The organism is Psychrobacter jeotgali (genome assembly GCF_904846315.1).
Lineage (GTDB): Bacteria > Pseudomonadota > Gammaproteobacteria > Pseudomonadales > Moraxellaceae > Psychrobacter > Psychrobacter jeotgali.
Map to the genome: position 1 here is coordinate 1,725,489 of NZ_CAJHAF010000001.1, position 12,182 is coordinate 1,737,670.

General features: G+C 43.5%; 15 protein-coding genes. 10 read left to right on the forward strand and 5 right to left on the reverse strand.

Annotated elements, in window-relative coordinates:
- The first annotated feature begins 32 nt into the window (after positions 1 to 32).
- Positions 33 to 1,247 (forward strand): IS256 family transposase, encoded by a 1,215-nt coding sequence (locus JMX18_RS06920; RefSeq protein WP_201586215.1) that lies wholly within the window; start codon positions 33 to 35, stop codon positions 1,245 to 1,247.
- Here JMX18_RS06920 and JMX18_RS06925 read toward each other — a convergent pair.
- Positions 1,239 to 2,189, reverse strand: coding sequence for an IS110 family RNA-guided transposase (locus tag JMX18_RS06925; RefSeq protein ID WP_201586217.1), 951 nt, complete (start codon positions 2,187 to 2,189; stop codon positions 1,239 to 1,241). The two genes, JMX18_RS06920 and JMX18_RS06925, sit on opposite strands and share 9 nt — an antisense overlap.
- A gap of 347 nt (positions 2,190 to 2,536) precedes the next feature.
- On the opposite strand from JMX18_RS06925, the gene JMX18_RS06930 reads away from it, so the two are divergent.
- From JMX18_RS06930 to JMX18_RS06950, 5 genes are all read left to right on the forward strand, one after another.
- The gene (locus JMX18_RS06930; protein ID WP_201586229.1) at positions 2,537 to 3,382 is read left to right on the forward strand and encodes an SDR family NAD(P)-dependent oxidoreductase; all 846 of its coding nucleotides are present in this window, start codon (positions 2,537 to 2,539) and stop codon (positions 3,380 to 3,382) included.
- Positions 3,383 to 3,421: 39 nt separating this feature from the next.
- Positions 3,422 to 3,727: a putative quinol monooxygenase gene (locus JMX18_RS06935; protein WP_201586231.1), complete on the forward strand. Its 306-nt coding sequence runs from the start codon at positions 3,422 to 3,424 to the stop codon at positions 3,725 to 3,727.
- Between the two features lie 212 nt (positions 3,728 to 3,939).
- Positions 3,940 to 4,992 (forward strand): alpha/beta hydrolase, encoded by a 1,053-nt coding sequence (locus JMX18_RS06940; RefSeq protein ID WP_201586233.1) that lies wholly within the window; start codon positions 3,940 to 3,942, stop codon positions 4,990 to 4,992.
- Positions 4,993 to 5,073: 81 nt separating this feature from the next.
- Positions 5,074 to 5,406 carry a type II toxin-antitoxin system RelE/ParE family toxin gene (locus JMX18_RS06945; protein WP_227674588.1) on the forward strand — a complete coding sequence of 111 codons (333 nt, stop codon included), beginning with the start codon at positions 5,074 to 5,076 and terminating at the stop codon, positions 5,404 to 5,406.
- Positions 5,399 to 5,665, forward strand: a complete 267-nt coding sequence (locus JMX18_RS06950; RefSeq protein WP_201586244.1) for a helix-turn-helix domain-containing protein — start codon at positions 5,399 to 5,401, stop codon at positions 5,663 to 5,665. The genes JMX18_RS06945 and JMX18_RS06950 overlap by 8 nt, the downstream gene beginning before the upstream one ends.
- Before the next feature lie 36 nt (positions 5,666 to 5,701).
- On the opposite strand, the gene JMX18_RS06955 is transcribed toward JMX18_RS06950, so the two are convergent.
- Positions 5,702 to 5,983 carry a DUF503 domain-containing protein gene (locus JMX18_RS06955; protein WP_201586246.1) on the reverse strand — a complete coding sequence of 94 codons (282 nt, stop codon included), beginning with the start codon at positions 5,981 to 5,983 and terminating at the stop codon, positions 5,702 to 5,704.
- A 155-nt stretch (positions 5,984 to 6,138) separates the two neighbouring features.
- Between JMX18_RS06955 and JMX18_RS06960 the strand changes: the two genes are divergently transcribed.
- The 3 genes from JMX18_RS06960 (at position 6,139) to gorA (ending at position 8,891) form a co-directional block, all read left to right on the forward strand.
- Entirely contained in the window at positions 6,139 to 6,927 is a 789-nt protein-coding gene (locus JMX18_RS06960; protein ID WP_201586248.1) for a threonine/serine exporter family protein, read from the forward strand.
- A gap of 1 nt (position 6,928) precedes the next feature.
- Positions 6,929 to 7,381 carry a threonine/serine exporter family protein gene (locus JMX18_RS06965; protein ID WP_201586263.1) on the forward strand — a complete coding sequence of 151 codons (453 nt, stop codon included), beginning with the start codon at positions 6,929 to 6,931 and terminating at the stop codon, positions 7,379 to 7,381.
- Between the two features lie 154 nt (positions 7,382 to 7,535).
- Entirely contained in the window at positions 7,536 to 8,891 is a 1,356-nt protein-coding gene (gene gorA, locus JMX18_RS06970; protein WP_201586266.1) for a glutathione-disulfide reductase, read from the forward strand.
- Positions 8,892 to 9,000: 109 nt separating this feature from the next.
- Here the strand turns inward: gorA and JMX18_RS06975 are convergent, their stop codons facing one another.
- Entirely contained in the window at positions 9,001 to 9,324 is a 324-nt protein-coding gene (locus JMX18_RS06975; RefSeq protein WP_201586277.1) for a hypothetical protein, read from the reverse strand.
- A gap of 162 nt (positions 9,325 to 9,486) precedes the next feature.
- Here JMX18_RS06975 and JMX18_RS06980 point away from each other — a divergent pair, with 162 nt between their 5' ends.
- The gene (locus JMX18_RS06980) at positions 9,487 to 9,684 is read left to right on the forward strand and encodes a hypothetical protein (protein ID WP_227674696.1); all 198 of its coding nucleotides are present in this window, start codon (positions 9,487 to 9,489) and stop codon (positions 9,682 to 9,684) included.
- A 29-nt stretch (positions 9,685 to 9,713) separates the two neighbouring features.
- On the opposite strand, the gene JMX18_RS06985 is transcribed toward JMX18_RS06980, so the two are convergent.
- Together JMX18_RS06985 and JMX18_RS06990 are read right to left on the reverse strand one after the other, a co-directional pair.
- On the reverse strand, positions 9,714 to 10,349 hold the full coding sequence (locus JMX18_RS06985; RefSeq protein ID WP_201586285.1) for a GNAT family N-acetyltransferase: 636 nt from the start codon (positions 10,347 to 10,349) through the stop codon (positions 9,714 to 9,716).
- A gap of 112 nt (positions 10,350 to 10,461) precedes the next feature.
- Positions 10,462 to 12,072 (reverse strand): FAD-dependent oxidoreductase, encoded by a 1,611-nt coding sequence (locus tag JMX18_RS06990; RefSeq protein WP_201586292.1) that lies wholly within the window; start codon positions 12,070 to 12,072, stop codon positions 10,462 to 10,464.
- Positions 12,073 to 12,182 lie beyond the last annotated feature (110 nt).

The window sequence follows — 12,182 nt, forward strand, 5'->3', positions numbered from 1 at the left end:
CTGCTTATAATCCACTAACCGGAGAATAAGCAATGACTACTCAATCTGACCTTAAAAAACTGGCCGAGCAAATGGCTGGTAGCATGAAAAGCTTCGATGACATCAAAGACTTCCAAAAGCAGCTCATGCAATCCTTTATCGATACTGCCTTAGAGGCTGAAATGGAAGACCATCTCGGCTATCCCAAGCATGAAAAGGCGGATAAACCAAACAAGCGCAATGGACACACTAAAAAGACCGTCCGCAGTGACACAGGCGATCTTGAAATCTCTACCCCAAGAGACCGTGATAGCAGCTTTGAGCCTGTACTCGTTAGTAAGCATCAAACCCGTATCTCAGGTCTCGATGATAAAATCATATTCCTTTACGCCAAGGGTCAAACCACCACTGAGATCGTAGAGAGCATTAAAGAGCTCTACGATGTCGACATTTCAAGCAGCTTGGTTTCAAGAGTCACTGACAACATCATAGAGGACATCACCGCTTGGCAGAACCGGCCATTGAGCAGCGTTTATCCTATTGTCTATCTAGACTGCATTGTCGTCAAAGTACGTCAAGATAAGCAGATTATCAACAAAGCCATTTACTTAGCGCTAGGTGTTGCTCTTGATGGTAAAAAAGAGCTGCTTGGTATGTGGCTCTCAGAGAATGAAGGCGCTAAGTTCTGGCTTGGCGTACTCACTGAGCTACAAAACCGCGGGGTACAAGATATACTCATTGCCTGTGTCGATGGCTTAAAGGGCTTCCCTGATGCTATCAATACGGTTTACCCTAAAGCACAGGTTCAGCTGTGTATCGTACACATGGTGCGCTATTCAATGAAGTTCGTACCCTGGACGGATAAGAAGGCCGTAGCGGCTGATTTAAAGGCCATCTACGGCGCTGATACGCTTGAGATAGCAGAGGCCAACCTTGAGCACTTTGATGAGGTGTGGGGTGATAAGTACCCACATGTGGTCAAGTCTTGGCGTAATAACTGGGAGGGCTTAACGGTGTTCTTTGAGTACCCGAAAGACATCAGAAAAGCCATTTATACCACCAATGCTATTGAGTCTTTAAACAGCGTGATTCGGACAGCGGTGAATAAGCGTAAGGTGTTCCCATCTGATCAGGCAGCATTCAAAGTGGTGTACTTAGCAACCCAGCAGGCGTCTAAAAAGTGGTCGATGCCAATCCGTAACTGGACGTCTGCTCTGAATCGTTTTATGATTATGTTTGATGACCGTATCAGTAAGCATTTAATCTAAATGGCAGTTACACAGAATCTGGGATGGTCTCATGGCGGCACAGATAGCCTGCATCTTACATTTACCGTTTGCAAGCAGACGCTCATACTGCGCTTTGATATCAGGGTTATGTTTGGTTGACACCACCGCTGCCATGTAGAGCTTGGCTCTAATATCACTAGAACCGTTTTTAGCCAAGCGAGTTTTACCTCTGAACTGACCGGACTGTACTTGTTTGGGTATCAGTCCTAAGAAGGCAGCCGCTTGTGAGGCTTTAGTAAAGCTTTTATTGTGCATAAGCGTTAGCATCTGTCTTGAGGTGACCGTGCCAACGCCTTTGATACTCTTAAGCAGCTCTTGGTCTTGCTTAAGAGTAGGATGACGATCGATATGATCATCAATGTCAGCGTTTAGCTTAGCAATAGCTTCTTGCAAAGCGGCAATCATCTGCTCAATAGATGCGGTAACGATAGGCGCCGTATCGGTAGCGTCTGCTTTTTCTTGGCGATTTTGCTCACGCTGCAGATCTTCCTGCAGAGCGTCTAAGCGTTTGATTAGAGACTTTAAATGCCGCGCTTCAGCAGGCGGCGGTGTCCATAAATCAGGTTTGATGCTATAAGCATAGCGGGCTAATAACACACTATCCTTCTTGTCGGTCTTATGACGGCTACCTAAGCTATCAGCATAGCTTCTGACGAAAGCAGGATTGACGATACTGATATTAAGACCTTGATCATGTAAGTAGTAAGCGAGGGTCTCATGATAGACGCCTGTGGCCTCTACTGTGATGTGAATATCACTTAAGTCATCAGTGACGTTGGATTTAAGCCAGTCAATGATGCGGGCAAAGTCTTTATGATCATTTTTAAAGACTTTGGTTTTAACTTTAAGTTTGTCGATGTCTCTAATCCAAGCTAAATCAAGTTTCGCTTTACTAACATCGATACCGATATAATGGGTCATCTTATTATCTTCCCTTGTTCATGCAGTGTCACTCAAAGAGGCACTTGGATACCATTCAGAATATGAAGATGAAAGAATGAGCATTGGGCGTTATCTACGTCACAGTGTCTAAGCACTAAGGGTGCGCTCACGCTCACAATGCTCGTGATTAGATGATAAAGTGTAGCAAGCTTCGATGAAGTTATCATCTAGTCGAGATACAAGGGTGCGTTCTACGCACCCTTTACCCTTTCCAATTACAGCCTCCTTCCCAATCACAACACTTTCATTACAATCAGCAGCATGACGACCGATAAAATAGAACCCATCCAAAATCTAAATAATAACTGAAAATATAAGGATGACTGATGACAAAAACTATTTTAATTACTGGCAGCACGGATGGTCTTGGTAAACTTGCCGCTTTAAATTTAGCAAAAGCGGGACATCACGTGTACTTGCATGGCAGAGACGCCGACAAGCTTGATAGCGTCATTGCGGAGATCAAAGCAGTAGCGACTGGCGCAGCGGTAGACTATATTGATGGGTTTGTGGCTGATTTTTCAGATTTAAATGCGGTACGTGACATGGCAGCAGAAGTAAGCAATAAGCTGGCAAAGCTTGATGTGCTCATCAACAACGCTGGGATTTATACCACTGGCTCACCCGTGACCAAAGACGGATTGGACATACGTTTCGTCGTCAATTATTTAGCGCCTTACGTGTTGACCAACGCCTTATTACCACTGCTTAAAAAATCTAATAAAGCGCGTATCGTGAATTTAAGCTCAGCGGCGCAAGCACCAATATCCTATCAAGCATTTGCAGGCAACGAGCGTCTCGATGACCAAGCAGCCTATGCGCAAAGCAAGCTAGCGCTTACGATGTGGAGTATGGACTTAGCAGATACCGTCGCAGACGATGATATCAACGTCATCGCGGTCAATCCAGGCTCGCTACTCAATACCAAAATGGTCGATGAGGCTTATGGAAAATATTGGTCATCGGCAGATAAAGGCGCGAACATCCTAACTGAGCTTGCCATCTCAGATGAGTTCGCTGATGATACGGGTAAGTATTTTGACAATGACATCAAAGATGGCGCGCATGGCGATGCCAGAGGCGAATTCGGACAACCACATGCTGATGCTTTGAATAAAGACGCCATTGCCGAGCTTAACCATCAAACGCAAGATTTATTACAATCGCTATAATATTTAATTAATTATAATATTCAACCATAGGAAGTACTTATGAACACCCGAGAAAAACAAGCCATCACCCTTGTAGCCAACATCAATGCCAAACCTGAGCACGCCGAAGCTCTCAAGTCTGAGCTGCTCAAACTCGCCAAAGCGTCACAAACCGAGCAAGGTGCCATTTATTATAATATCCATCAAGATAATGAAAATCTAAATAACTTTATTACTTATGAAGTTTGGGAAAATCAGGAGCTAATGGAGCAGCATGGACGAAGCGAGCATTTTCAAAACTTTATGAAGGTGACAAAAGATATGATTGATGACTCAAAAATGACGCAAATGACCCGTATTGCGTAGGTTTTATTTAAATAAACATTAATATCCTTTTGATACTGCCTTGCATAGAATTGAGACTTCAATTTGTTTCTTTTAATGGTTTCTACCGCGATTACTGCCCGATGAATTGCAGTAGAAACCATCCTAAACAAGCTCAAAAAAGATTTAGTATGGCTTTAACACCTAATTGAAGCGTAATTGTTTATCATTATTAATCAAGATAAGGATATCTTATGAAAATCAAAAACCACCCAAAGCTAAAAAAACTCGCCTTTAAAGCACAAAAAATCATCATTAAAAGAATAGTTAATCTACCCAAACCTATTCTACAAAAAATCGCTGGCAAGCCTATCACTATAGACGGACAAACTTTTGATTTGTCGCTACAAGTGCTATTAAAGCTATTTGGCCCACCACCCAATCAAGTAGCAAGTGTGGCAGCCACTCGTGCCATGATGAACACGCAAAGCGCTTTGCTGGCGCAGCCTGATAACAAAGACATTATTACTGATGAATTTACACTTGACGTATCGGGCGGTGATAACATTCGCTTGCGTCGTTATCGTCATCGAAACGCTGGCAAAAATAATCAACCGGCTTTGGTCTTTTATCATGGTGGTGGTTATGTCGGCGGCTCGCTTGAATCCCACGATTTGGTTTGTCAGCAGTTAGCATCTGATGGCAATTGCACCGTTATCGCAGTAGATTACCGCCGCACACCTGAGCACTCTTTCCCTACTCCTGTCAACGATGGGCTGGCCGCTTTCCACTATATCGTCAATAATGCCGACAAATTTGGCGTTGATGCAAATCGTTTAGCGGTTGGCGGTGATAGCGCAGGCGGCAACTTAGCCGCTGTCGTGGCGCAGCAAACTAAAGGCGATACTCATCCGCCAAAGCTGCAATTATTATGGGTACCTTGGGTCGACATGAGCCGTGAGCGTGAATCTTATGAGTTATTTGCTACAGGGTTCTTTTTGGAGCGCTCAAAAATGCGCTGGTTCACTGAGTATTATATAGATGATGAAGCCGATAAAACCAACCCAATGGCGTCGCCGATATTTGGAGAGGTTAAAGGCGTTGCGCCTGCCGTTATTTTAGTAGCCGGATTTGATCCACTACGTGATGAAGGCATTGCTTATGCGGATAAGCTTAAAGAGGCGGGCGTAGAGACTGAGCTTAAAGTCTATGAAACCCTGCCGCATCTATTTCCGCTTTTTGCAGGGGAGATTGAAGACGCAAAAGTGGCTTTTGATGATGCAACGCGGGCGCTTCGGGGGTTATAGGGTGTTGTTAAAACAAATCAAAAAAACCTGTTAGCTTTATATCAGTACTGATATAATTGTCTAATAATGACAGGGGCAGATATGAAAGATATTGAGTTTTTAGGCACCTCATTAGAAGACGTTCGCTCGTTCCCTGATGACATTAAACAAGATACAGGCTATCAATTACACAAAGTACAAATAGGTGATATGCCTGACAACTACAAACCTATGAGCAGTATAGGAAGCAGTGTCGTAGAAATTCGTCTAAAAGACAGTAATGGTATTTATCGAGTTATTTATACTGCAAAATTTGCTGATACTGTTTACGTACTCCATGCTTTTACCAAAAAAACTCAAAAGACGCCTCAATCTGATATTAATCTTGCAAAATTAAGACTTAAATCACTCATACAGGATTTAAAAGATGACTAAATACACCTCTGCATTTGACGCCTTATGTGATACTCCTACTCAAAGCGCTAATCTAAAATTGCGTGCTGAACTTATGCATCATATTACAGATATTATTAAACAAACACCGGGCACTCAAAGCGAGATTGCCAAGCTTTGCGGAATTACACAACCTCGTCTTAATGACTTATTACAAGGTAAAATTAGCAAGTTTAGCCTAGATGCATTGGTGAACATTAATGCTAATTTAGGCGTTGAAATCAGCCTTGATTTTGCTTGATAGGGTTTTGAATGCTAGGATATAAAACCACTCCCCCTAAATAAACTCCCGCTCAACATTCATTATCCGTCCATCTACAGTCCGTTCTATCTTCTCCTCTATTTGACTACATTGCGACTCAACCTCACGTTTGGACAGTCCGACAATCACAAATGTCCATTCGCTGGCGTCATGCCGATCGCGCTCACCGCTCTCGCACACGGCAACGCTTGGATTATTGCCAAAACGCGCGTGCAAGCCGCCCATACGTTGGCGTTTTTCTTTTAATGAGCTGCATCCGGGCAAAGAGAATGTCAGAGTCAAGATAGCAATATGCATTTCATTTTCCTTTTTTCTTTATTGACATTAATGTTATTGATGCTTCATGTTATCATCAAGCAGGCTTTTTGCGTAGGCGACTATAGCTAAGCATTGCCAAGCATCTGATAACCACTCAAGCTAATGACATTGATAACCGATATGTGTATTAACCCATGACCTCTATCAGCTACGTACAGCAGCAGCACATTACTCGATTATGTGTACGCTGCGGATTGCTCCTTATGCAATATGGCGCTGAGGCGGCTGTGGTGGTTGACTTGTCAAAGCGTTTGGGATTCGCGTTGGGGATGAGTAGCGTAGAATGTTCGCTTAATTTTAATGCTATTACCTTGACGACCATCTGTGATGAACGCTGTATCACCACCACTCGGGACACCATTAATCAGAGTATCAATGTCAATTTATTGGTGCAAATTCAGCAAATCGTCAATAGAACTGAAGCGGCTGTAGACAATGGCAAGCTGACTGAACTTACTACCCTGGCGTTTGATGGGTTGGATAAGACAGTTTATTCCAAATGGCTGGTGGGGGTGTTTGTTGGCACCTCTTGCGCCGCTTTTGCTTATCTGAATGGTGGCAGTTTGTCGATTACCGCTGTGACCTTTATCGCTGGCATGGTGGCGATGCTCACGCGTATTTATCTGTCCAAATTCCACTTTAATCCCTTTATCACGGTTATTATGACCGCTTTTATCGCCTCTTTAATTGGGGCGACCACCTATTATTTTGATATTGGTAATAATGGGGATATCGCCGTTGCCTCCAGCGTACTATTGCTAGTGCCAAGCTTTCCCCTGATTAATTCTTTATCAGATATCCTAAAAGGCTATGTCAATATTGGGATTGGGCGTGCTGTGTTTACTTATATGCTGACCTTGTCCGCCTGCGTTGGCATTGTGATGGCGCTGGTGTTACTGCAAATACAGCATTGGGGATTTTGAGATGTGGTTTATCGAAACCATTGCGCTGGCCTGCATCATTACACTCGGTTGGACGCTGATGTTCACCGTGCCCAAAAGGTATATTTTGCCTTGTTTGCTGATGACCGCTTTCGGGTTCGGACTAAAAACGGCGCTGGTTTATCAACATATACATCTGGTAATAGCCAGTTTTTTTGGCGCAATGCTCGCCAGCTTTTTGGGGGTTTATTTTTCTAGGAAATACACCCTACCGCCCAAAGCCCTTATCTCGCCCAGTGTCATTTGTATGATGCCGGGCATCTCGGCTTATAAGGCGATGGTGAGCATGGTGCAGATTGGGTATTTTGGCTTCTCGGATGAGCTGTTTAGCCAAATGATGGTCTATTTGTTTGAAGCTTTATTTGTGACATTAGGATTGGTGCTAGGCTTGTCCATTCCGGGACTGTTATTCTATAGACGTCGTCCTATTGTGTAAGTGAAGGACTATGCTTCTACTTTTGCTTAACTATACACTGTACTGATGTTATACGTCTTAAGGATGAAAAAACTTGTAAGATTTATTATGATACCCATTACTATAGGGTACAAAATCACACTGATAAGAACTTAATAAAGAAAGAGACGTAAAAATGACCAAACATTATGATTATATTTCCATTGGCGGCGGTAGCGGCGGCATTGCCTCTATCAATAGAGCAGCGACTTATGGTAAAAAATGCGCCATTATCGAAGCCGAACAATTAGGCGGCACCTGCGTCAACTGGGGCTGCGTGCCCAAAAAGGTGATGTGGTACGGCGCACAAGTAGCCGAAGCGATTGAGAAATATGCGCCAGATTATGGCTTTGATGTAGAATTAAAAGGCTTTGATTATCAAAAGCTAGTACAAAGCCGTCAGCAGTATATTGAAAACATTCACCGCTCCTACGACAATAACTTAGCCAAAAATGGCGTTGAAGTGATAAAAGGCTTTGCTAAGTTTGTCGATACTAATACCGTAGAAGTCAATGGCGAGCTCATTACCGCCGACCATATTTTAATCGCTACCGGCGGTCATCCTATTTTCCCTGACGTCCCAGGTGCAGAATACGGTATCGATTCCGATGGGTTTTTTGAATTGAATCATCTGCCAAAACGTGTCGCTATCGCCGGAGCCGGATATATCGCCGTAGAAATCGCCGGCGTACTCAATAGCTTAGGCGCTGAGGTGCATTTATACGTCCGTCAGCACTCACCGTTACGCTCCTTTGACCATACTATCGTTGAAACCCTGCTAATAGAGATGGAACAAGACGGTATTCAATTGCATACCAATACCACAATCACTGAAGTCAAAAAGAATGAAGATGGAAGTCTAGAGTTATTCGCTGAAGACGGCACTCTTGATACAGTAGATTGCTTGATTTGGGCGATTGGGCGCGCGCCCTCCACTGACAATATTAACTTGGAGGTGACGGGTGTAGAAACTACCGAAATTGGTAAAATTAAAGTTGATAAATTCCAAAATACTAATGTCGATGGCATTTATGCGGTCGGCGATATTATCGAGAACAGCATTGATTTGACCCCGGTAGCTATTGCGGCAGGCAGACGTCTGTCTGAGCGTTTGTTCAACGATAAAACTGATGAGCATTTAGTTTATGATTTAGTACCGACGGTCATTTTTACTCACCCGGCTATTGGCACTATTGGCTTATCAGAGATTGATGCAGTTGAAGAGTACGGTAAAGACAATATCAAATGCTATAAATCAACCTTTACCTCTATGTATAGTGCAGTGACTCAGCATCGCCAAAAATGCGTGATGAAACTGGTGTGCTTAGGAGATGATGAGAAAATTATCGGTCTGCACGGTATTGGTTATGGGGTCGATGAGATGATTCAAGGCTTTGCGGTAGCGATTAAGATGGGCGCAACGAAGGCAGACTTTGATGATACGGTCGCCATTCATCCTACCGGTTCAGAAGAGTTTGTGACGATGCGTTAATTAGCGCTAGTAGGCATTATTTATGCGCTAGATAGATTTAAAGCTAATAAAAAAGGCTATTCTCGATGGAATAGCCTTTTTTACTCAAGTGAAAGCTTACCCTAGCCTTTTAGTCTCCCAGCGCCCATTCACCATTATATTTATAGACCAAAAAGTTAACCTTTTTAGTTTCGCTCTTGCCATCCTTACTCTGGACAATCTCAGCGACACAGCGATAGTTATCTTCACCTTCAGCAGCGGCGCACTTCACATTACTTACGCTTTCAAGCGTTGGCATGACTACCTTGCTATGGGCAGCAGAGGTCATACCATGGGCTTGCTCATACTGCGCTCTGATCAAACCCTCAACGATATCGTCGGCAGGAACGTTCGAACAAGCCGCTAATAAAGGCGGCAAGAGCAACAACAAAGCTAGTTTTCTTAAGTTGGTCATAAAAGTCTCATTGGTACTGGATAGGAGGTTTATTGAATAATAACTTTGACAGTTGACGTATGCTAGATAATCAAAGTATGAGAATATTTAATACTGACAGTGTAATACCGATACTGCTATGATGCCAGTATTCTAAGCTGTTGAGAGATAACTGTGTGGCAGGTGTACTTGTTTATTTTACCGATTGGTCTGGGCATTATGACCTTGGTAGCCAGTTTAATAGGCTTATTTGCTTACCTTATGTCTGATGATAATGCCACTCGCTTGCTTGCTTTTAACTGGTTTAAACGCCTGATTATCGTAGCATTTCTATTGATTAGTATCGGCCTGTTTATGACTTTTGGACATTTTTGGGGTTAATTCAATTTTGATAGAGTTAAAGTTAACCTTTATACATTAACTATCTTCTCTAATTCTAACAACTCTAAATCCTGACGCTTTGGCTCGCCATTATTGCCATCATCCGGAAATGGCATTTTGTTACCATTCAATTGATAACCACGGCGCTGATAGTAAGCCAACAACTCGGGGCGATGGCTTAAAATAGACATGGTCAGTCGGCTGATTTGCTTGACGTTTTGATTAACCATTTGACTGTCAACTGCTGCTAAATGCCGAATAGCAAAGGTTTCTGCCGCTTCCAGTATTATATTGCCCACGCCTTTGCCTTGCAGCTTTGGATGAACGGCAAACATACCGATATAGGCTTTCTTATTAGAACCATCATTAGTAGCAGCTTCACTGACATCAGCATTAGTTGTTATCTCAACTGCAATACAGCCTAAGAGCTCGCCGGTCTCCTGTCCTACGCGCATGCCAGTAGTAGTTTTTGGATAAACAAATACATAATGTTTGGGCGTAGCAATAACTTTAGCCAGCTCAGCTTGGGTAGTTCGAATGCCGCCTATCAAATTGGCTTCATTTGTCCAGCCTTCATCTTGGCGATAGCAATGGTTCAGTAGCTTCTCTAGTGCGCTCACATCATCCGCTTCAGCTTGGCGTAAAAATACAGAATTCTTATTCATAATAACGCTGATCCTTCATTTATAACTCACAAAAAGGGCGGCTCAAAGCTATTAGAGCCGCCCTTAATGATACCAATTAGTCCATCATTACTGTAAATTTTTTGCTACTAAACTAGCGCGATAGAGCATGCGCTTGGTCAATAATATCAAAGCCATTATTAATCTGCGCCCGAGTGGGGGCATGGCCACGACGTAATAGCTCAGCAAAAGCGATAAGCTCTTTATCACGTCCAAGCGAGCTGGCCGCACTAGCTCGAGTATTCTCGCCCTCATCATCGAAATAGTATTCAATATAATCAAGCTCATTGGGTCTACCGAACAAAATACTGTGGTCGGTGGTAGCAGCATGGCCACTATAGCGTAGACTTTTGCCATATTGCGCTGTCCAAAAGAAGGGAATACGCTCCTCTAGCGAATTGACATCATCCTTGCCCAAGATGGCAGCAGCGGTTACCAAGCCGTGCTGCAACGCTACACGCCAGTGCTCAATCCGCTGACGACCCATCTGATTGGTCGCTTTGGCGATATCGCCTAAGGCATAAACGCCATCACGCAGTTGTAGATGCTCATCGACTTGTACGCCATCAGGATCGTTCACTTCGCTTAATAATTCCGTACGTGGTGCCACCCCTGTCCCTAGGATGACCATATCAGCGTCAAGGCTACGGCCATCAGATAAGGTCACGCCGCTCACTTTACCATCATCGCTATTGATCTCGTTGACACCAGCACCAAAGACAAAGCTAACGCCATTTTCTTCGTGCAAGTTGATTAAAGCATTACTTACTGCTTCAGAGACAATATTGCCCATCACTCGCTGACTAAGGCCCACTACGGTAATAGCAGCCGTTTCACCTGCCTGCGCTAGTGCTGACGCAGTTTCCATACCGATAAAGCCAGTCCCTACTATAACCACTTGCTTACCTGCGCTAGCTTCTTTAATCGCTTTGGCATCATCCATACTACGAAGGGTATAAACACCTTTGGCATCAGTGCCCTTAAATGGTGGCACTTTTGGCTCAGAACCAGTAGCTACCACCAAAAAGTCGGCGCTCAGTTTACTATCTGCATTGCCAGCATCATTACTAATGATAATCGTCCGCTCATTAGGCAGAACCTCACTGACGGTTTGGTTTAAGCGCAGATCAATATCGTGTCTATCCGCCCAACTCGAACCACCCAATATTAACTTTGACTCATCCATTTTACCCGCCAAAAACATCTTGGAGAGCAGTGGACGATTATAAGGCGCTTTGTTATCTTTACTAATCAAAGTAATCTTACCGCCATAGCCCATATTACGCAGTTGCTGGGCGGTCATAAAACCTGCACCACCGCCACCAACGATAACGGTATGAGTATCGCTCAACTTATCATTATCTAGCGTTTTATCTATCTTAGCTGAAGTATCGACGATCAAGCTATCGCCATTGTCCGTCAATTGATATTGGGTCAGCCCTTTCATGGCAACAGGCTCTAATAGTGTCCCATCACGGCTATCAAAAGTACCGTGGTGCCAAGGACAAACCACGCGGTTACCACAGCGCAGCCCCTCACCTAAATCTGCTCCTGCATGTGGACATTTACCATCAAATGCTTGAAACTGATCCTCATCACGAGTGATTAAAATGATACTATCGTCAGCTTGCTTAAATGACTTCATTCCGCCACTGGGAATGTCCGCTTTATTGATAGTGATCTTATTGCCGGTTATCTGAGTCATAAGTTATCCTTAACGGTTGTTATTAGCTTTTATATAAATCATCAATATACTGATAGTAACAAGATCACCCAACCTAGGCTGTTTTATTGTATATCTTCCTCGTTGCAAAA